Here is a 20,402-nt window from a genome sequence, read left to right as displayed (position 1 = left end):
CTCGACGCCGATTTACACCGTGTGGGTGGAGGGCGTCAGGGCAGATAGACGGTCAGGGTCTGGCCCGGCTTCAGGCCGGTGCCACTGCGCGGATTCCAGCGTTGCAGGTGTTTCATCTCGACGTTGAAGCGCTTGGCGATCAGGTAGAGGGAGTCGCCCCGCTTGACCTTGTAATAGGTCACTGATTCACGGTCCTTGCCCTTGGACGTGCTGCCTTGGCTGGCGCTGGCGACCTGAAGGGCGCCGCCTTGCAGTTTCAGGACCTGACCGGCCTTGAGGTGATTGCCCTTGAGCTGGTTCCAGCGCTTGATGTCCTGCACATTCACCTTGTACTCGCGGGCGATGGACCAGAGGTTGTCGCCACTCTTCACCTTGTGGCTGCGCGTCGGGGCGGGTGCAGGAGCACTGGCGACGTTCTGGAACAGCGGTTGCCCGGGTTTCAGTCCTGGCTCGACCGGAATGCTCAATTGCTGGCCTACACGCAGGTGGTTGCCGGAAAGGCCATTGATTTCCTTCAGGGTCTTGACCGTTACGTGATAGCGGTTGGCGATGCCGTGCAGGCTGTCGCCATTGCGCACCCGGTACTGCTGCCAGTCCACCAGTTCCTGGGGCTTCATCAGGGCGAGGTTGGCGGTGAGCAGCTCGGCCTTCTCGGTCGGCACCAGCAGGTGTTGCGGGCCGTCCATGGTGATGCGTTTCTTGAAGGCCGGGTTGAGCTGGTACATCTCGTCGGCTTCCATGTCGGCCAGCTCGGCCACCTGCGACAGGTCGAGGCGCTGCTGCTTGACTTCCACCACTTCGAAGTAGGGTTCGTTGGCGATGGGATCGAGGTTCACGCCATAGGCTTCAGGTGCCATCACCAGTTGCGATAGTGCCAGCAGCTTGGGCACATAATCCTGGGTTTCCTTGGGCAATGGCAGGTTCCAGTAGTCGGTCGGCAGGCCGAGTTTCTGGTTGCGCTCGATGGCCCGGCTGACCGTGCCTTCGCCCGCATTGTAGGCGGCCAGTGCTAGCAGCCAGTCGCCGTTGAACATCTCGTGCAGGCGTTCCAGGTAGTTCAGCGCGGCGTTGGTGGAGGCGGTGATATCGCGACGGCCGTCGTACCAGTTGGTCTGGCGCAGGTTGAAGTAGCGGCCCGTGGACGGAATGAACTGCCAGATGCCCACGGCATGGCTGCGCGAATAGGCAAAGGGGTTGTAGGCGCTTTCCACCACCGGCAGCAGGGCAAGCTCCAGGGGCATGTTGCGTTCTTCCAGGCGCTCTACCACGTAGTGGATATAGAGGCTGCCACGCTCGCTGGCGCTTTCCAGGAAGGAGGGCTTGCTGACGTACCAGAGGCGCTGGCGCTCAATGCGCGGATTGACGCCGATTTCATCCTGCAGCTTGAAGCCGTTGCGCATGCGCTCCCAGATGTCCTGGGGCTCGCGCTCGGTTTCGGCTTCTTCCAGCCATTGGGGCTGCTGGTTCATGCCCAGCGCGCGGTCGGTGTCGCGGCCCTGGTCATCGTCCTTCTGGCCCATGCCAGAACAGCCTGCAAGCGTAACCGCACACACCACCACGAGCGCCCGCGCGGCTCGTGCCAATGCATCCAGGTCGAAGGTTTTGATCGGCGTAGATAACATTGGCTGTGAGGTTTTTCCGGCAAAAAAGTCCGGCGATTCTAGAAATCGACCTATGGTTGGTCAAGTTTTCACCAGTCCACCAAAGCTTGACCGACTGTTCAGAACTGGTCTTTCCAGGCTCGGAGGGTGGCGAAGACCTCGGTTGGCGTAGGGTTATCCCGACCGGCCCGCTCGTCGGCCATTTGTTTAACGGATGTTTCGGTTACCCGCAGGAAGGGGTTGGTGGCCAGTTCCAGGGCGATGGTAGAGGGCAAGCTGATCCCCCCTTGCTCGCGCAGCCGGGTGACTTCGTCGAATCGCGTGGCCGTAGCGCGGTTGGTGGGTTCCACGGCCTTGGCGAAGCGCAGGTTGCTGAGCGTGTACTCATGGGTGCAGTAGATGCGGGTGGCCACCGGCAGCGCTGCCAGGCGGGTGAGGGAGTGGTGCATCTGTTCCGGGGTGCCTTCGAACAGACGGCCACAGCCGGCGGCGAACAGCGTATCGCCGCAGAACAGTAGCGGTTGCGTGGCGTCCGCATGGTAGTAAGCGATATGGCCCAGGGTATGGCCGGGGACTTCGATCACCTGGAACTCCAGGCCCAGCACCTGTACCCGGTCACCTTCGTCCAAGGCCTGGTCGCGCGAGGGGATCTTTTCCCGGGACGGCCCCAGCACGCGGGCGCCGCAGGCTTCCTTCAGGCGCGCCACGCCGCCGATGTGATCGTGGTGGTGGTGGGTGACCAGAATGTCGGTCAGCTGCCAGCCGGGATGGGCTTCAAGCCAGGCCAGTACCGGCCCGGCGTCACCTGGGTCGACCACCGCGCAGCGACGGTTTTCGGCATCTTGCAGCAGCCAGAGGTAGTTGTCGGAAAAGGCGGGGAGGGCATCGATCTGGATCATGAAGGGAGTCGCCAAGCAGAGAGCAATGGAGCATCTTAGGGCTCTGACGCAGGAGATTGCCATGACCGAGAAAGCATTCGCTCAAGCCGATGCCGACTGGCTCGAGCTGATCACCGGGGCCCGTTCCTGGTTCGCAGGCCCCTTGGGCGGGTTGATGCTGTTCGAAGAGCAGCGGTTGCTGGAGGACGAACTGGCGCGCTACTTCGGCGGTTACCTGGTGCATTACGGCCCGCGCGCGGAACTACCGCCCGGTGCCAAGCAGATCCAGCGCAGCGTGCACCTGGGGGCGCCCCTTCCGGGGGTGGAAATCGCCTGCGAAGAGGCCGCCTGGCCCTTGAGCGAGCATGCCGCCGACGTGGTGGTGCTGCAGCACGGCCTGGATTTCTGTCTTTCTCCCCATAGCCTGTTGCGCGAGGCTGCCCGCAGTGTGCGGCCCGGCGGTCATCTGATCATCGTCGGAGTCAATCCATGGAGTGCCTGGGGCGTGCGCCATTTCTTCGCTCGCGACGCCCTGCGCCAGGCGCGCTGCATCTCGCCAACGCGGGTCAACGACTGGCTCAACCTGCTGGGGTTCGCGCTGGAGAAACGACGCTTCGGGTGCTATCGTCCGCCGCTCGCTTCAGCCGCCTGGCAATCCCGCCTGGCCCGCCTGGAGCGTTGGGGCGCCGCCGGACAAGGATTCGGTGCGGGCTTCTATCTATTGGTGGCGCGCAAGCTGGTGATCGGCTTGCGGCCACTGCGTCAGGCCCGGCGCGAGCCCATGGGCAAGCTGGTTCCCATGCCGGTGGCCAAAGTCAGCCGGTGCGATTCGAAACATGAGGCATAAGTGAGCGATCTGGTCGAGATCTATACCGATGGCGCCTGCAAGGGCAATCCTGGCCCTGGCGGCTGGGGTGCGCTGCTGGTCTACAAGGGCGCCGAGCGCGAACTTTGGGGTGGCGAGCGCGATACCACCAACAACCGCATGGAGCTGATGGCCGCCATCATGGGGCTGGTCGCGCTCAAGCGTTCATGCGAGGTGAAAATCATCACCGACTCCCAGTACGTGATGCAGGGCATCACCGAATGGATGCCCAACTGGAAGAAGCGCGGCTGGAAGACCGCGGCCAAGCAGCCGGTGAAGAATGCCGATCTCTGGCAGGCCCTGGACGAGCAGGTGAATCGCCACAACGTGCGCTGGCAGTGGGTGCGCGGCCATACCGGCCACCCCGGCAACGAGCGGGCCGACCAGTTGGCCAATCGGGGTGTCGCTGAGTTGAATGCCCGCTAGAATTCCGCCCTTGCGGCAATCTCCTTCATAGGTTCTGAACATGCGTTATGTAGTCCTCGACACTGAAACCACCGGCATGCCGGTTACCGATGGTCACCGGGTCATCGAGATCGGCTGCGTCGAGATGGAAGGCCGGCGCCTCACCGGGCGGCACTTCCACGTTTACCTGCAACCCGATCGCGAGGTGGATGAAGGCGCCATCGCGGTACACGGCATCACCAACGAGTTCCTGGTGGGCAAGCCGCGCTTCAAGGATGTTGCCGATGAGTTCTTCGAATTCATCAAGGGCGCCGAGCTGATCATCCACAACGCGGCGTTCGACATCGGCTTCATCAATAACGAATTCGCCCTGTTGGGGCAGTCCGACCGCAGCGACGTCACCGAGTACTGCACGGTGCTCGACACCCTGATGATGGCCCGCGAGCGCCATCCGGGTCAGCGCAACAGCCTGGACGCCCTGTGCAAGCGCTACGACGTCGACAACTCCAACCGTGAACTGCACGGCGCATTGCTCGACGCCGAGATCCTTGCCGACGTCTACCTGGCGATGACCGGTGGTCAGACCAACTTGTCCCTCGCCGGCGATGGTGGCGACGGCGGCGGTGGTCGTGCTCAGGCTTCGCCGATCCGCCGTCTGCCGGCCGATCGCGCACGCAGCCGAGTGATCCGCGCCAGCGAAGAAGAGCTGGCTGCCCATGCTTCCCGCCTGGCGGCCATCGAAAAGTCCGCCGGCTCACCCGCGCTCTGGGTTCAGATGGACGCGCCGCCGGCTTCCTGATTGCGACTTTTACGTACAGGCAGTGGCAGCAGGGGTACCGCCCCTGCGAACGAGCTTCTACCCTGAGGGCATAGGCGGGCAGGCCCGCCCCTCAGGGAGCCACAATGTATAAAGAGCTCAAGTTCCCCGTCCTCATCGTCCACCGTGACATCAAGGCCGACACCGTTGCTGGCGACCGTGTGCGCTGCATCGCCCGGGAGCTCGAGCAGGAAGGCTTCACCATTCTCTCCACCGCCAGCTCCGCCGAAGGGCGCATCGTTGCCTCGACCCACCATGGTCTCGCCTGCATCCTGGTCGCTGCCGAAGGCGCCGGGGAGAACCAGCGGCTGTTGCAGGACATGGTGGAGTTGATCCGCGTTGCGCGGGTGCGCGCGCCGCAGCTACCGATCTTCGCCCTCGGCGAGCAGGTGACCATCGAGAATGCGCCGGCCGAGGCCATGGCCGACCTCAACCAACTGCGCGGCCTGCTTTATCTCTACGAAGACACCGTGCCTTTCCTGGCACGCCAGGTAGCCCGCGCCGCGCGCAGTTATCTGGAAGGGTTGCTGCCGCCGTTCTTCCGCGCCCTGGTGGAACACACCGCGCAGTCCAACTACTCCTGGCACACGCCGGGGCATGGTGGCGGCGTCGCTTATCGCAAGAGCCCGGTAGGCCAGGCGTTCCACCAGTTTTTTGGCGAAAACACGCTGCGCTCGGACCTTTCTGTTTCAGTGCCGGAACTGGGGTCTCTGCTCGATCACACCGGTCCGTTGGCCGAAGCCGAAGCGCGGGCAGCGCAAAACTTCGGTGCCGACCACACGTTCTTCGTGATCAACGGCACCTCGACGGCCAACAAGATCGTCTGGCACTCCATGGTGGGCCGCGATGACCTGGTGCTTGTGGACCGCAACTGCCACAAGTCCATCGTCCACTCGATCATCATGACCGGTGCCATTCCGCTGTACCTGACGCCGGAGCGCAACGAGCTGGGCATCATCGGACCGATCCCGCTCAGCGAGTTCAGCCGTGAGGCGATCCAGGCGAAAATCGACGCCAGCCCCCTGGCCAAAGGCCGCGCGCCCAAGGTCAAGCTGGCAGTAGTGACCAACTCCACCTATGACGGCCTCTGCTACAACGCAGAGCTGATCAAACAGGCCCTGGGCGACTCGGTGGATGTGCTGCATTTCGATGAGGCCTGGTACGCCTACGCCGCCTTCCACGAGTTCTACGCTGGGCGCTACGGCATGTGTACTGGCCGGGATGAACGCTCGCCGCTGGTGTTCACCACCCATTCCACCCACAAGCTGCTGGCGGCGTTCAGCCAGGCTTCGATGATCCACGTGCAGGATGGCGGCGCGCGCCAGCTGGACCGGCATCGTTTCAACGAAGCCTTCATGATGCACATCTCCACCTCGCCCCAGTACGGCATCATCGCCTCGCTCGATGTGGCGTCGGCGATGATGGAAGGTCCCGCCGGGCGCTCGCTGATCCAGGAAACCTTCGACGAGGCGCTGCGCTTTCGCCGGGCACTGGCCAATGTGCGACAGAACCTGACGACCGACGACTGGTGGTTCGGCATCTGGCAGCCGCCGCTGGTGGAGGGCGCCGACAGCGTCGCCACGGTGGACTGGCTACTGCGCCCGGATGCCGATTGGCACGGTTTCGGCGATGTGGCGGAAGACTATGTGCTGATCGACCCGATCAAGGTCACGCTGGTAACGCCGGGCCTGACGGCCGATGGCAAGCTGGGTGACCAGGGCATTCCCGCGGCCGTCGTCAGCAAGTTCCTCTGGGAGCGCGGGCTGGTGGTGGAGAAGACCGGCCTCTATTCCTTCCTGGTGCTGTTCTCCATGGGGATCACCAAGGGCAAGTGGAGCACGCTTCTCACTGAGCTGTTGGAGTTCAAGCGCGGCTACGACGCCAACCAGAGCCTGGCCGAGGCGTTGCCCTCGATCGCCACCGCTCATGCGGCCCGTTATGCCGGCATGGGGTTGCGTGACCTCTGCGACGCGCTGCATGCCTGCTACCGCAACAGCGCTACGCCAAAAGCGTTGCGACGCATGTACACGAAACTGCCGGAGCTGGCGATGAAGCCCGCCGATGCCTACGACAAGCTGGTGCGCGGCGAGGTGGAGGCCGTGCCGCTGGACAAGCTGCAAGGGCGCATCGCGGCTGTGATGCTGGTGCCCTATCCGCCGGGCATACCACTGATCATGCCGGGTGAGCGCTTCACCCCGGAAACCCGCGCAATAATCGATTACCTGGAATTCGCGCGCATCTTCGACCTGAGCTTCCCTGGCTTCGATATCGATGTGCATGGCCTCCACTGTCAGGAAAGTCCTACAGGTCGCTGCTATACAGTGGACTGCATCAGGGAATAAATCGGCCAGCGGGGGACGCGATGGCGACTGGGGAAGGGGAGAAGGCGCGACGCAGCATGGGCTTCTGGACCTGCACCGCGCTGGTGGTCGGCAACATGATTGGTTCGGGGGTGTTCCTGCTGCCTTCCAGCCTCGCGGCCTACGGTGGGCTCAGCCTGTTCGGCTGGCTGATCTCTAGCACTGGTGCCGTGATCCTCGCCCTCACCTTCGCCCGCCTGGCGCGGCTCAGCCCGGCGGCGGGCGGTCCTTACGCCTACACGCGAGACGGATTCGGCAACTTCGCCGGCTACCTTTGTGCCTGGACCTACTGGAAGGCGGCCTGGATCGGCAATGCCGCCATCTCAGTGACGCTGGTGGGTTATCTGCAGGTATTCATTCCGGCCTTGCGCGACCCGGTGCTGATGGTGGCCACGGCGATCGGCGCCATCTGGCTTTGTACCCTGATCAACCTGCGCGGTATCGGCGCCTTCGGCCTGGCGCAAAACCTGCTGACGGTGCTCAAGCTGGTGCCCCTGCTGCTGGTGGGCGTGCTGGGCTGGTTTTCCTTCAATCCCGAGTACCTGCGAATACCCGAGGCAAGCGAACTTCCCGGTGGGGTTGGCTACGCCCAGGCCATCGCCACCACGGCGGCGCTGACCCTCTGGTCCTTCATCGGCCTTGAGTCGGCAACCGTGCCGGCGGACCACGTGGACAACCCGAAGCGCACCATCCCAAGAGCCACGGTATTCGGCACCCTGGTGGCGGCCGGCGTGTACATCCTTTCCATCACTGCTGTGCAGGGCGTGTTGCCACCCGAGGTGCTGGCGCGCTCCACCGCACCCTTCGCCGACGCGGCGCGGGTGCTGGTAGGGGAGTGGGGCTACCACCTGGTGGCCGGCGGTGCGGTGATCGCGTGTCTCGGTGCGCTGAACGGCTGGGTCCTGCTGCAGGGCCAGATCCCCATGGCCACCGCCCGTGACGGCCTGCTGCCGGAGTCCCTGGCCAAGACCAACAAGCACGGCGTGCCGGCCAATGGCCTGCTGATTTCCGGGGTGCTGGTCACCGCGCTGGTGCTGGTGGATGGCCAGGGCGACCTGGTGGACGTGTTCAACGTGATCATCCTGCTCGGCACCATGACGGGCGTCGTGCCGTATGCCTTCTGCACCGCCGCCCTGCTGCAGCAACTGGCGGTGAAACCCGGCGACTTCTCCGAAGGCGAACGTGGGCGGCTGGTGGCCATCGGCGTGCTGGGTTTCGTCTACTCCATCTGGGCCCTGTATGGCACCGGCGAGCAGGCCATCTTCTGGGGCTTCCTCGTGCTGATGGCCGGTATCCCGCTCTACACCTGGCGCCAGTGGCGCAACCGGGTACAGGCGGACGCCGCCGTCAGAGCCAGTGGCTGACTGCCCACCAGCCGAGCACGCCCATCACGATGGTGTAGGGCAGTGCCATCCACACCATGCGTCCGTAAGACAGGCGCACCAGCGGTGCGATGGATGAGGTGAGCAGGAAGAGGAAGGCTGCCTGGCCGTTGGGGGTCGCCACACTGGGCAGGTTGGTGCCGGTATTAATGGCCACTGCCAGGGTGTCGAAGTGCTCGCGGGTCATGCCGCCGGAGTCCAGCACGTTCTTCACTTCAGTGATGTAGATGGTGGCGACGAAGACGTTGTCGCTGATGGCCGAGAGCAGGCCATTGGCGATGAACAACATGCCTGGCTGCTCATCCGCCGGCAGTGCCAGCACCGCGTGAATAATCGGGGTGAACAGGTGCTGCTGCTGGATGACCGCCACCACCGCGAAGAAGGTCACCAGCAGGGCGGTGAAGGGCAGGGCGTCCTGGAAGGCGCGGCCGATCTGGTGTTCATCGGTCACGCCGTTGAGGCTGGTGATCAGCACGATCACCAGCAGGCCGATCAGACCCACCTCGGCCAGGTGCAGCGCGAGGCAGAGGATCAGGATCAGCGCAGCAGCGCCTTGCACTATAAGTGCGATGCGCTGGGACTGGGTGCGTCGGGAAGTTTCTTCATCGTCGAAGTGGGCCAGCACCTGGCGCACGCTCTCGGGCAGTTCGGCGCCGTAGCCAAACCAGCGCAACTTCTCCAGCAGCACGCAAGTCAGCAGGCCCGCAGCCAGCACCGGCATCGAGACCGGTGCCACGCGCAGGAAGAACTCCTTGAAGTGCCAGCCGGCCTCATGACCGATCAGCAGATTCTGCGGCTCGCCCACCAGGGTGCAGACGCCGCCCAGGGCGGTACCCACGGCGGCGTGCATCAGCAGGCTGCGGAGGAAGGCGCGGAAGGCGTCGAGGTCCTCACGGCTGGCGCTGGTCACTTCATGGTCGGAGTCGTGGCTGTGCTCGTCACCCGCGCCCTTGCCGGAGGCCACACGGTGGTAGACGGCGTAGAAGCCCACGGCGACGCTGATGATCACCGCGGTCACGGTCAGGGCATCGAGGAAAGCCGACAGGAAGGCCGACAACAGGCAGAACATCAGCGCCAGCATGCTCTTGCTGCGCACCCCGAGCAGCAGGCGAGAGAACAGCAGGAGCAGCAGGTCCTTCATGAAATAGATCCCCGCCACCATGAACATCAGCAGCAGAAGCACCGGAAAATTGTGCTCGAGCTCCTTGTACACCGCGTCGGGAGTCGCCAGGCCGAGTAGCAGGGCCTGTATCACGAGCAGGCCGCCGGGCAGCAGCGGATAGCACTTGAGCGCCATCGCCAGGGTGAAGATGAACTCGCCCACCAGCAGCCACGAACACAGAACGGGGCCCAACAGCCAGAGCACCAGCGGGTTCAGCACCAGGAACGCGATGATCGACAGCTTGTACCAACGGGGCGAGTTGCCGAGGAAGTTGCGACCGAGTGCGGCGGCGGGCGAGGCGGGCATCGAGGTTGTCCTTGGTCTTCTAATTGTTGGAGGGCGCTGGGAAGGTGCCAGCCCGGTCCCTGTAGATCAAGCGTTTAAGCCCGGTTTTCGATGTGAAGTGGCAGTTGCATGGCGTGGCCTGCGTCACAGTGGGCAGCATCGACTTTTACATCGTGCTTGTTATAGTTGCCGGGCTTCCTGAACGACTCCATTTCTGTGGCGCACGCCGAGGACTGTCCCGTGCCTGATTACAAAGCCTTCCGCGTAGAGTTGGCAGACAAGATCGCCCATGTGCAGATCAACCGTCCGGAAAAGATCAACGCGATGAACGCCGATTTCTGGAAAGAGATCGTCGAGATATTCCGCGAGATCGAAGACAACGACGAAGTGCGGGTGGTGGTGATTTCCGGTGCGGGCAAGCATTTTTCGTCCGGCATCGACCTGATGATGCTGGCCTCGGTCGGCGCCCAGCTTGGTCCGGATGCCGGTCGCAACGCACGTGCCCTGCGCCGCAAGATTCTCGAACTGCAGGCCTCGTTCAACGCGATCGACAACTGCAGCAAGCCGGTGATCGCGGCTATCCAGGGCTACTGCCTGGGCGGTGCCATCGACCTGATCTCCGCCTGCGATATGCGCTATTCGACTGTCGATGCGCAGTTCGCCATCAAGGAAATCGACATCGGAATGGCGGCTGACGTCGGCACGTTGCAGAGACTGCCGCGGATCATCGGTGACGGCATGATGCGCGAGCTGGCCTACACCGGCCGCACCATCCAGGGCGAGGAGGCCCAGCGCCTGGGGTTGGTCAATCGAACCTACGCCGATCAGGATGCCCTGCTCGATGGGGTGTTCGGCATTGCCCACGAGATTGCCGCCAAGTCCCCCATCGCAGTGCGCGGCACCAAGGAAATGATCCGCTACATGCGTGACCACCGCGTCGACGATGGCCTCGAGTACATCGCTACCTGGAACGCGGCCATGTTGCAATCGGCCGATTTGCGCGTGGCCATGGCAGCCCACATGAGCAAACAGAAGCCAGAGTTCGCTGACTGATGCGCTACCGCACACTCGCGCGGGAGGCGCATTAAGGCATGGTCACCGGAGTCACTTCGCTGGGGCTGGTGCGCGACGAGTTGTTCGCCACCATGGAGCAGGCTGAACAGAGCCTCGAGCAGTTCATCGCCGAACGCCAGAATGGCAGCCTGTTGCAGCAGGCGGTGGAGGCCATGCACCAGGTGCGTGGCACACTCAAACTGATTGAGCTGACCGGCGCTGAACTGCTGGCCCAGGAGCTGCTGGACCAGGCTACGGACATTCCCGCCGGGGCCGGTGAGGAGCGCGACGTCCAGTTGGCGGCCCAGAGCAATGCGCTGCACGTGCTGCGTCGCTACCTGGAAAACCTGGATGTGCACCGCCAGGAAATGCCTGAGCTGCTGCTACCGGCGATCAATGACTTGCGCCAGGCCGGCGGCCAGCCGCCGCTGCCGGAAAGCTATTTTTTCAGCGTGCGCCTGGACCAGACGCGCCAAGGGGCGACTGCATGCAGTTTGCCTGCGGGTGCCGATCCGGAGGCTTTGGCCCGACGTTTCCGTCAAGCCTACCAGCAGGGTCTGCTTGGCTTCCTGCGGGGGCATAAGGTGCCCAGTGCCCTGCGCATGATGGAGCGCGCCCTGGGTGGCCTGGAGCGCCTGTTCGCCGAGCAGTCCCGTGGCCGTCTCTGCTGGATCGGCGCGGCGGCCATCGAGTCGCAGCTCGACGGCCAGTTGCTGGCGCGCAAGTCGCGCAAGCAACTGTTCTCGCGCCTGGACCGAGAGCTCAAGCTGCTTTTGGCCAACTCGGCCTACGAGGCGCCACGCAGCTTGCAGAAAGAACTCCTCTACCTGGTGGCGCTCGCCGACAGTCAGGGGCCGCGCTCCCGCGAGCTGCGCGAAGTCTTCGGCATGACCGCGCTACCTTTCTCCGATCAGCTCCTGGAGCAGGAATACCAGCGCCTGTCAGGGCCGGGGCAGGCGGTGATGCGTTCGCTGTCCTCGGCCATCTTCGAAGAGCTGAACAGCGTCAAGGACATGATCGACCTGATCGAGCGTGGCACTGCGCCGAGCGAGTCCTTCGAGAGTCTTCATACCCTGCTGGGCAAGCTGGCCAAGACCCTGGTCATGGTTGGCTTGAACTCCCCCGGCAACGCCTTGCAGTCGCAATTGCCGATGGTTGCCGCCTGGAGCGCAAGCGCGCCGGTCGAGTCCAGCGAGTTGCTCAAGCTGGCCGATGCCGTGCTCTATGTGGAAAGCATGGTGGCCGGTCTCGACAGTGGTGAGCGCCGGGGGGCGCGGCTGGTGGCTGAACCGGGACACGAGGCGGAATCCTTTGCCAACCACCAATTGGCCGAAGCGCGTATCGTGGTACTGGACGAAGCCCAGGCCGGACTCGCCCTGGCCAAGCGCGCCATTACCGCCTACCTGGAGTCCAACGGCGAAAAACCGCATCTGGCCAACGTGCCGGTGAGCCTGCAGGCCGTTCGCGGAGGACTCTGGTTCCTTGGTCAGGAGCGTGCTGCTGCCTTGGTCGGTGCCTGTGCCGAGTACATCCAACAGCAGATGCTGGAGACCTCTCTCATGCCTTCGGAGCAGATGTTGGAAACCCTGGCGGATGCCCTGACCAGCCTTGAGTACTACCTCGAAGGCGGTGCCGGCATGCGCCGTGGCTTCCAGGTCGACGTCCTCGACCTGGCTGCCAACAGTGTGCGGGCCCTGGGCCTGCCAGTGGCAGCCTGACATGACTGGTGAACGCTGGCATTCGGGCCTGCTGGATGTCTCCAAGCCTGGAGGCTGGGCGGTGGCCCATTGTCGCCAGCAGTTTCTCACCGACAGCAACGGCGTGCTCTTCCCACGTGAGTGGCTGAAGCGCCAGGAACTGCCGGTGCTGGCCGAGCATGGTATCGGCCACTTCGACGGCGATTCCATCTACCTGCTTGAATTGGCCCATCCGGCTGAAGTGCCTGGTTGCCATTGGCAGGGCCTGCGCCAGGTCATGCTGCAGGGTGATCCCGATGTCTTCCGCATGCTCGGCTATGCCAGTCAGATTGGAACCTGGGCTGACCAGAACCGCTTCTGTGGTAGCTGCGGCCAGCGCATGGAGCCGGTTGCGGGCGAGCGGGCGATGCGCTGTCCGAGTTGCGAAGTCCACCACTATCCGCGACTGTCGCCGAGCATGATCGTGCTGGTCAGTCGTGGTGATGAGCTTTTGCTGGCGCGTTCTCCGCGCTTCGTCAGCGGCGTCTACAGCACACTGGCCGGCTTCGTCGAACCGGGCGAGTCGGTGGAGGAGTGCGTGGCCCGCGAGGTGCGGGAAGAAGTCGGCGTGGAAATCGGCAATATCCAGTACATCGCCAGCCAGAACTGGCCTTTCCCGCATTCGCTGATGCTCGGTTTCCATGCTGAATACCGTAGCGGCGAGATCGTGCCGCAACCGGGTGAGATAGAAGATGCCCGCTGGTTCCCCGTGGATGCGCTGCCGCCCTTGCCGGCGCAGCGCTCCATCGCGCGTTACCTCATCGATCTCTACGTGGCGCGGCGCCTCGGCTCAGCCGATCCAGTGCTGCCACGCTAGGCGCGCGGTCAGCACCAATACCACCAGTATGAACACCGGGCGGATGAACTTGGCGCCGCCCTTGATGGCGGTGCGCGCACCCAGGAAAGCGCCTGCCATCAATGCCACGCCCATGCTGATGCCCAGCGCCCAGGCCACCTGTCCTGCGGCGATGAAGACCACCAGGGCCATGGCGTTGCTGACGAAGTTCATGCTGCGGGCGACGCCGCTGGCGCGTACCAGGTCCAGCGGGTAGAGCAGCAGGCTGCTGACGGTCCAGAAGGCACCTGTGCCCGGGCCGGCGACACCGTCGTAGAAACCGAGGCCCAGGCCCTGGGGCCACTGGCGGCCGCGAGGGATGACAGCATCCTGGCTATGCGCCACGTCCGGGGTCTTGCCGAACAGCAGGTAAAGGCCGCATCCGAAGACCACCACCGGCAGCATCTGGTTGAGCCAGGCGGCGGGAAGCCAATGGGCGATCACCGCGCCCAGGGCGGCACCGATGGCGGTGGCAATCAGCGCATGGCGCCATTTGCCGGGATCGAACAATTTGCGCCGATAGAAGGTGAAGCTGGCGGTGGCCGAGCCGAAGGTGGCGCAGAGTTTGTTGGTGCCCAGTACCAGGTGCGGTGGCAGCCCGGCGGTAAGCAAGGCAGGGATGGTCAGCAGTCCGCCGCCACCGGCGATGGCGTCGATGAATCCGGCAAGAAACGCGACAGCGGCGAGAATCGCCAGTGTGGCGGGATCGACCGCCAGCTCAATGGGGAATGGCATGGAAAACGAGGTCCGTGTCTACAACTGCCGCGTGGCTTGTGGCTGCGGCGTGGGGAGTTGCGCATAATGCCGGCATTTTCACGCATAAGGAATGGGCTCCATGCAGTATGACGGCCTGGCCTGGGCAACCGCCCTGCTGGCAGTGTTGGTCGCGGTGGTGGCGGGACGTATCCTCTTCGATCGCGGCTGGTTTCTGGGTTGGCTTCGCGGTACCTGCGGCCTGGCGTTCCTGGTTCTGGCGCTGCTGGTGGCATTGGTAGCCAAGGACCTGTGGAGCTACAACGCACTGCCTGAAGACAAGCCGCTGGTGACCCTGAACTTCAAGTCCACGGGCCCGCAGAGCTACCAGGTCACGCTATTGGAGGGCGGCACCGAGCGTGAGGTGTTGCTGGATGGCGACCTCTGGCAACTGGATGCGCGACTGTTCAAGTGGAAAGGCCTGGGTGAGTTGCTCGGTCTGCAACCGGGCTATCGCCTGGAGCGACTATCGGGGCGCTTCCTCGCCATCGAACAGCAGGCGCTGGCCCAGCATCCTCGCGTGCAATTGGCGGCGAGTCCATACGGCGTTGATCTGTGGCGCTGGTTGCGACTGGCCCAGCGCGACTTCTTCCTGTTCGTGCCTGAGGCGCAGCGGGTGACCTATCTGCCAATGGCCGATGGAGCCGTCTATTCCGTGAGCCTGTCGCCCACAGGTCTGCTGGCTCAGCCGTTGAACCAGGTGGCCAAGGAAGCGTTGAAGGACTGGCGCTGATTCCGGGCTGCAAGCGGTAGGGGGCGGGTGGCGCTCCGCGCGCCTGAGCAACCCATCGCCCGTGACTGCATGGGGTTCGCTCCGCTCTACCCATCTTACGGTGCTATGCGCAATAACGAGAAAGGGAGCCCTCGGGCTCCCTTATTCATGGGCGATATCCTCAGGAAAGGAAGCCGCCGTCGACGTTCAGCGCAACGCCTGTGGTGTAGCTGGAGGCATCGCTGGCAAGGTAGAGGACGGTGCCGGCCATCTCGCTTGGGTCCGCGACGCGCTTGAGCGGGATGCGTTGCAGGGCGACGTTGAGGATGGCGTCGTTCTTCACCAGGGCCGAGGCGAACTTGGTGTCGGTCAGGCCCGGGAGCAGGGCGTTACAGCGAATGCCGAACTGGGCGCATTCCTTGGCGAAGACCTTGGTCATGCTGATCACGGCGGCCTTGGTCACCGAGTAGATGCCCTGGAACTCGCCGGGGGAAACGCCGTTGATGGAGGCGACGTTGATGATGCTGCCGCCGCCGTTCTGCTTCATCAGCTTGCCGCCTTCGATGGACATGAAGTAGTAGCCACGGATGTTCACGTCCACGGTCTTCTGGAAGGCCGACAGGTCAGTGTCCAGCACGTTGCAGAACTGTGGGTTGGTGGCGGCGTTGTTGACCAGGATGTCGAGGCGGCCGAACTTCTCGCGGATCTCGGCGAAGACGCTCTGGATCTGTTCCATTTCGCCGATGTGGCAGGCGATGGCGGTGGCCTGGCCGCCTTCGGCGATGATGGCGTCGGCAACGGCCTGGCAGCCTTCGATCTTGCGGCTGGAAACGATCACGTGGGCGCCTTGCTGGGCCAGCAGCTTGGCAATGGCTTCACCGATACCGCGGCTGGCGCCGGAAACGAAGGCGATCTTGCCGTCGAGGTCGAACAGATGGGTCTTGGACATGGGGTTCCCCTTGTTGTAAGCCGGTTTACAGCCGTGATTGGTTGATGACTTGCAGGCTCATCTGCTCCAGCAGTTTGTTCATGTGAATGAACTGTGCGAAGCGCTTGTCCTGGGTCTGCCCGTGGAAGTAGCGGTAGTAGATCTGCTGCACGATGCCGGCCAGGCGGAACAGGCCGTAGGTGAAGTAGAAGTCGAGGTTGTCGATGCGCGGCAGGCCGGCACGCTCGGCGTAGTAGTCGGCGAACTCCTGGCGGGTCAACATGCCTGGCAGGTGGCTCGGCTGACGACGCATCAACTGCACGGGGGCCGGGTCTTTGGCTTCGATCCAATAGGCGAGGGTGTTGCCCAGGTCCATGAGCGGATCGCCGATGGTGGTCAGTTCCCAGTCCAGTACCCCGATGATCTCCATCGAGTTGTTCGGATCGAGGATCACGTTGTCGAAGCGGTAGTCGTTGTGGACGATGGCCGGCTTGTGGTGGTCGGCCGGCATCTTGTCGCGCAGCCACGCCTTGACCGGTTCCCAGGTCGGGGCGTCCGGGGTCAGGGCCTTCTCGTAGCGGTCGGTCCAGCCGGCGATCTGGCGCTGCACATAACCTTCCGGTTTGCCCAGGTCGCCCAGGCCGCAGGCCTTGTAGTCGACGTTGTGCAGTTCCACCAGCTTGTCGATGAAGCTCAGGCACAGTTCGCGGGCCTGGCCTTCATCGAGCGTCATGTCGGCCGGCAGGTCGGCGCGCAGGATCACGCCCTTGACCCGTTCCATCACGTAGAACTCGGCGCCGATCACCGATTCGTCGGTGCAGTGCACATAGGCCTTGGGGCAGTACGGGAAACCGGCGTTGAGCTGGTTGAGGATGCGGAACTCGCGGCCCATGTCGTGTGCGGACTTGGCTTTGTGGCCGAAGGGAGGGCGGCGCAGCACGAACTCCTGGTTGGGGTATTCCAGCAGGTAGGTCAGGTTGGAGGCGCCGCCAGGGAACTGGCTGATGCTCGGGGTGCCTTCCAGGCCGGGAATGTTGGCCTTGAGGTATTGGTCGATAACGGCGGCGTCGAGCTCTTCGCCTTCGCGGATACGGGTGGACTGATCAGTAAGCGTCATGCTTATCCCTTCTACTTATGATGGGGGCCCGAGACTATTCGCTAATCTAATGCCGCCTCAGGGGCGTCACAAGCCGAACGAGCCGTTATAGACAAAGGTGTTGCAGCACAATCAGGCTGCCTGATTCGCCCGTGCCGCTTGTGTTGGGCGAAAAAAAACCGGAGCCCATGGACTCCGGTTTCTTGGTGCATGGCTTTTCGCGGGAAAAGCTTAGACCGGGAACAGTTCGCCGAGCTTCATGGCCAGCATCATGTCGCCTTCGGCGCGCAGCTTGCCGGCCATGAAGGCCTGCATGCCGTCGGTTTCACCGCTGGTGATACCCTTCAGGGTAGCGCTGTCCATGATCAGGGTGACGTTCGGGTTCGGGGCGTCGCCTTGTTGTACGTCGCAGGTGCCGTCCTTGACCACCAGGTAGTGGTTGTCGCCGTCTTCGATGTTGAACTGGAATACCAGATCCAGGCCAGCGGCGGCACCGGCGTTGAACTTGGACTGCATGGTTTTGACGATGTCAGCAACGTTGGTCATGGTGTTTTCCTTTTTCTAGGGTTTTTTCTAGCGGCTTGTTCCAGCCGCAATGGGCCGGGCTCAGCGATAAGTGATGAGCTCCGGCGCCTTCAACAGTTCCAGATGCACATGACTGTTGAAGGAAGCCAGGGTCACCTCGCTACCGCGGAACTTCAGACGGTTGAGCGAGGTATTGACGATCTGCCAGTTGAGCCCGAAGGCGCTTTCGGCCGGAATGCCGGCAACCAGGTGGAGCAGGGCGGTGATAGTGCCGCCGGAGGTGAATACGGCAATGTTCTGTTTGCTGTCCGCCTGGGCCAGGATGCGTTCCAGGCCTCCGCGAACCTGCTCGACAAACTCCAGCCAGCTTTGTAGCCCCGGCTTGTCGTGGGCGCCTGAGACCCAGCGCAGGATCAGCTTGGAGAACAGTCGTTGGAAATCGGCGCGGTTTTGCGCGGCATTGCGCAAGACGTGCAAGGCTTCGGGTTCTTCCGGCAGCAGGTCGGGGAGCAGGGCGCGGATCACCGCGTCTGCATCGAACTCGTTGAAGGCCGGGTCGATATCGATGGCGGGTGCTGTCAGGCCGGTAGCGCTGAATTGCGCCAGGGCGGATTGTGCCGTGTGCTGTTGGCGACGGAGGTCACCGCTGTAGCAGCGATCGAAGCGCAGGCCCAGTCGGGCGAGATGCTCACCAAGTATCTCGGCCTGACGAATGCCAATGGGCGAAAGCACATCGTAGTCGTCGGCACCGAAGGAAGCCTGGCCATGTCGAATCAGGTAGATGCTGCCCACGTACGCTGCCGTCCCGCGAGGTTGAAAGTTCCGCGAGGGTATGAGGAAGCCTTAGGCCTGTCAACGAAAAAACATACGCTTGTTTGAATGCATTCCCACTGTTTATGCAGACGTTTCAGCTCGCTGGCGAGCAGGGGTTCGCGCCGTTATGCTTGCTGGTCTTTGCGCCGCCGAAAGGCTGGCGCCAGCGGGGATGACAAGGGGGATACACGTGGAATTCTTTGCCGAGTATGCAGGCTTTCTGGCCAGGACGGTAACCGTGCTGGTGGCCATCCTGGTGGTGCTGGCGGCTATTGCCGCACTGCGTGGCCGCAACCGGCGCGTGGCCAGCGGCCATCTGGATGTCCGCAAGCTCAACGATTTCTACAAGGACTTGCGCGAGCGCCTGGAGCACTCGGTATTGGACAAAGCGCGCCTGAAGTCACTGCGCAAGGCCGAAGCCAAAGCGGCGAAACAGGCGAAGAAGTCGGCAGGGCAGAAGTCGCGGGTCTTCGTGCTGGACTTCGATGGCGATATCAAGGCCTCGGCCACCGATCACCTGCGCCATGAAGTGACTGCACTGCTGTCCATGGCCACGGACAAGGACGAGGTGGTGGTGCGCCTGGAGAGCGGCGGCGGCATGGTGCACAGCTACGGCCTGGCGTCGTCGCAACTGGCCCGTATTCGCGACGCCGGTGTGCCGCTCACCATCTGTGTGGACAAGGTGGCTGCCAGCGGCGGCTACATGATGGCGTGCATCGGCCAGAAGATCCTTGCCGCGCCGTTTTCCATCATCGGCTCCATTGGCGTCGTGGCGCAGCTGCCCAACGTGCACCGCTTGCTGAAGAAGCACGATATCGACTTCGAAGTGCTCACTGCCGGCGAGTACAAGCGCACCCTCACTGTGTTTGGTGAGAACACCGAGAAGGGACGGCAGAAGTTCCAGGAAGACCTCGAGACCACCCATGAGCTGTTCAAGGGTTTCGTCGGTCGCTACCGACCTCAGCTGGACATGGCCGAAATCGCCACGGGCGAGGTCTGGCTGGGCATGGCGGCGTTGGAGAAGCAACTGGTGGACGAACTGCGCACCAGCGACGAGTACCTGGCTGAACGCGCCAAGGAAGCCGAGCTGTTCCACCTGCACTATGCGGCGCGCAAAAGCTTGCAGGAGCGCGTCGGCCTTGCCGCCAGTGTGGCCATCGATCGAGTGCTGCTGAACTGGTGGGGACGCCTCAGCCAGCAGCGTTTCTGGCAATGAGCCCAACGGGCCCGGGCTGGCTCAGGCCAGCTCGGGCAGCAGCACGCTTTGCCACAGGGAGCGTTCGTACTGCGGCTTGAAGAAGCCGAAGTGACCGATGCTTTTCTCGCCCACATCTGCCGGGGCGATGCGCTTGAAGCTCTTCTGCGCCTGGCGATAGAAGCTGTGCAGCGACTCGGTGTTGCGCCCGGACATCATCTCGTCGTCGGTGAAAGAGATGGAGGTGATCGGTGTGCGTACCGCGGAATAGGCTTCCCGCACACGCTCACCTTCAGCGCCCACCGCGTATTCCGGGTTCAGGCACCAGCGGCGCCACTGTTGAATCACGCCCTTGGGCAAGTCGCCCACCATGCCCAGGCGCTTGCCAGGGAAGTAGCCGGCCAGCGGCGTGACCAGCGGTGCCACCAGGAACCACAACAGCCAGACCCGACGACGCAGCTCCGCGGTGTTTTCCCGCCAGTAGCCGCTGCCGGTGGCGATGGTCAGCACCTTGCTGATGCGCTCGGCTCCTTCGACGAAGGGCAGGATCTGCCCGCCCAGGCTGTGGCCGATCCAGTACAGCGGTTTGTCCCCGGCGGCGTTGGCCACGAGCGAAAGCATGGTGCTGCAGTCATGGCGGGCCCAATCGAGGATATCCACGTCCAGGTCCCGCAGGTGGCCGTTGCGAGATTGGCCCATACCGACATAGTCGAAAGTGGCAACTAGATAGCCGCGTTCCGCTAGCCAGGTGGCGAAGGGCGCGTAATAGCGCTGGGGTACGCCCATGGCGGGTACTATCAGCACCGCGGCCAGGGCCTCGCCTTCGGGGCGGAACCAATTGGTGCTGATGAGGTGGCCGTTGCCGTTGTCGATCCGGGATTCTGTCGAACTGATCATTGCATCCGTCCTGGCTTTGGAAAGGGCTTCTGGAAAAACGCGAACCCGGGCAGTATACGAAAGCTAGAAAGTTATTCTAGAAAAATATTCTAGTTTCATTAGAG

The 20,402-nt window shown here is 63.2% G+C and carries 19 protein-coding genes; 10 read left to right on the top strand and 9 right to left on the bottom strand.

The features are described 5' to 3' along the window. Window positions 1–35 precede the first annotated feature (35 nt). Complete coding sequence (locus tag G559_RS28680) at window positions 36–1,622, bottom strand: LysM peptidoglycan-binding domain-containing protein (protein ID WP_036997144.1); 1,587 nt, start codon at window positions 1,620–1,622, stop codon at window positions 36–38. 98 nt (window positions 1,623–1,720) lie between these two features. Beyond that, window positions 1,721–2,500, bottom strand: coding sequence for a hydroxyacylglutathione hydrolase (gloB, locus tag G559_RS0108135; protein WP_028627754.1), 780 nt, complete (start codon window positions 2,498–2,500; stop codon window positions 1,721–1,723). 61 nt (window positions 2,501–2,561) lie between these two features. Here gloB and G559_RS0108130 point away from each other — a divergent pair, with 61 nt between their 5' ends. The 5 genes from G559_RS0108130 (at window position 2,562) to G559_RS0108110 (ending at window position 8,290) form a co-directional block, all read left to right on the top strand. Beyond that, entirely contained in the window at window positions 2,562–3,326 is a 765-nt protein-coding gene (locus G559_RS0108130) for a methyltransferase domain-containing protein (RefSeq protein ID WP_028627753.1), read from the top strand. Then, entirely contained in the window at window positions 3,327–3,770 is a 444-nt protein-coding gene (gene rnhA, locus G559_RS0108125) for a ribonuclease HI (RefSeq protein WP_028627752.1), read from the top strand. A 40-nt stretch (window positions 3,771–3,810) separates the two neighbouring features. Continuing rightward, window positions 3,811–4,548: a DNA polymerase III subunit epsilon gene (gene dnaQ / locus G559_RS0108120; RefSeq protein WP_028627751.1), complete on the top strand. Its 738-nt coding sequence runs from the start codon at window positions 3,811–3,813 to the stop codon at window positions 4,546–4,548. Between the two features lie 104 nt (window positions 4,549–4,652). Continuing rightward, the gene (locus tag G559_RS0108115; RefSeq protein WP_028627750.1) at window positions 4,653–6,908 is read left to right on the top strand and encodes an Orn/Lys/Arg family decarboxylase; all 2,256 of its coding nucleotides are present in this window, start codon (window positions 4,653–4,655) and stop codon (window positions 6,906–6,908) included. A gap of 20 nt (window positions 6,909–6,928) precedes the next feature. Continuing rightward, window positions 6,929–8,290: an amino acid permease gene (locus G559_RS0108110; protein WP_028627749.1), complete on the top strand. Its 1,362-nt coding sequence runs from the start codon at window positions 6,929–6,931 to the stop codon at window positions 8,288–8,290. Here G559_RS0108110 and nhaB read toward each other — a convergent pair. Next, window positions 8,274–9,776 carry a sodium/proton antiporter NhaB gene (gene nhaB / locus G559_RS0108105; protein ID WP_028627748.1) on the bottom strand — a complete coding sequence of 501 codons (1,503 nt, stop codon included), beginning with the start codon at window positions 9,774–9,776 and terminating at the stop codon, window positions 8,274–8,276. The genes G559_RS0108110 and nhaB overlap by 17 nt on opposite strands. A gap of 219 nt (window positions 9,777–9,995) precedes the next feature. On the opposite strand from nhaB, the gene G559_RS0108100 reads away from it, so the two are divergent. The 3 genes from G559_RS0108100 to nudC are packed head-to-tail and all read left to right on the top strand — an operon-like array spanning window position 9,996 to window position 13,361. Further along, complete coding sequence (locus tag G559_RS0108100) at window positions 9,996–10,808, top strand: crotonase/enoyl-CoA hydratase family protein (protein ID WP_028627747.1); 813 nt, start codon at window positions 9,996–9,998, stop codon at window positions 10,806–10,808. 38 nt (window positions 10,809–10,846) lie between these two features. Further along, a complete protein-coding gene (locus G559_RS0108095) occupies window positions 10,847–12,526 on the top strand; it encodes a hypothetical protein (protein WP_028627746.1) in 1,680 nt (559 codons plus the stop codon). A gap of 1 nt (window position 12,527) precedes the next feature. Then, window positions 12,528–13,361 carry an NAD(+) diphosphatase gene (gene nudC / locus G559_RS0108090; protein WP_028627745.1) on the top strand — a complete coding sequence of 278 codons (834 nt, stop codon included), beginning with the start codon at window positions 12,528–12,530 and terminating at the stop codon, window positions 13,359–13,361. Here nudC and G559_RS0108085 read toward each other — a convergent pair. After that, window positions 13,335–14,114 carry a TSUP family transporter gene (locus G559_RS0108085; protein ID WP_028627744.1) on the bottom strand — a complete coding sequence of 260 codons (780 nt, stop codon included), beginning with the start codon at window positions 14,112–14,114 and terminating at the stop codon, window positions 13,335–13,337. The two genes, nudC and G559_RS0108085, sit on opposite strands and share 27 nt — an antisense overlap. Before the next feature lie 100 nt (window positions 14,115–14,214). Between G559_RS0108085 and G559_RS0108080 the strand changes: the two genes are divergently transcribed. Beyond that, window positions 14,215–14,865 (top strand): hypothetical protein, encoded by a 651-nt coding sequence (locus tag G559_RS0108080; RefSeq protein WP_028627743.1) that lies wholly within the window; start codon window positions 14,215–14,217, stop codon window positions 14,863–14,865. Between the two features lie 160 nt (window positions 14,866–15,025). Here G559_RS0108080 and G559_RS0108075 read toward each other — a convergent pair whose 3' ends face one another. From G559_RS0108075 to G559_RS0108060, 4 genes are all read right to left on the bottom strand, one after another. Next, window positions 15,026–15,793 (bottom strand): SDR family oxidoreductase, encoded by a 768-nt coding sequence (locus G559_RS0108075; RefSeq protein ID WP_028627742.1) that lies wholly within the window; start codon window positions 15,791–15,793, stop codon window positions 15,026–15,028. Window positions 15,794–15,818: 25 nt separating this feature from the next. Next, complete coding sequence (locus tag G559_RS0108070; protein WP_028627741.1) at window positions 15,819–16,889, bottom strand: phosphotransferase family protein; 1,071 nt, start codon at window positions 16,887–16,889, stop codon at window positions 15,819–15,821. A gap of 210 nt (window positions 16,890–17,099) precedes the next feature. Continuing rightward, complete coding sequence (locus tag G559_RS0108065) at window positions 17,100–17,414, bottom strand: SCP2 sterol-binding domain-containing protein (protein ID WP_028627740.1); 315 nt, start codon at window positions 17,412–17,414, stop codon at window positions 17,100–17,102. A 60-nt stretch (window positions 17,415–17,474) separates the two neighbouring features. Further along, a complete protein-coding gene (locus G559_RS0108060; RefSeq protein ID WP_028627739.1) occupies window positions 17,475–18,185 on the bottom strand; it encodes a histidine phosphatase family protein in 711 nt (236 codons plus the stop codon). 211 nt (window positions 18,186–18,396) lie between these two features. Here G559_RS0108060 and sohB point away from each other — a divergent pair, with 211 nt between their 5' ends. Beyond that, window positions 18,397–19,422, top strand: a complete 1,026-nt coding sequence (gene sohB / locus G559_RS0108055; RefSeq protein WP_028627738.1) for a protease SohB — start codon at window positions 18,397–18,399, stop codon at window positions 19,420–19,422. Between the two features lie 21 nt (window positions 19,423–19,443). On the opposite strand, the gene G559_RS0108050 is transcribed toward sohB, so the two are convergent. Beyond that, on the bottom strand, window positions 19,444–20,298 hold the full coding sequence (locus G559_RS0108050; protein WP_028627737.1) for an alpha/beta hydrolase family protein: 855 nt from the start codon (window positions 20,296–20,298) through the stop codon (window positions 19,444–19,446). Between the last annotated feature and the right edge of the window lie 104 nt (window positions 20,299–20,402).

Origin of the sequence: Metapseudomonas resinovorans DSM 21078, from assembly GCF_000423545.1 — a bacterium.
Taxonomy (GTDB): Bacteria; Pseudomonadota; Gammaproteobacteria; order Pseudomonadales; family Pseudomonadaceae; genus Metapseudomonas; species Metapseudomonas resinovorans.
This window is presented reverse-complemented; position numbering and strand designations above follow the sequence as displayed.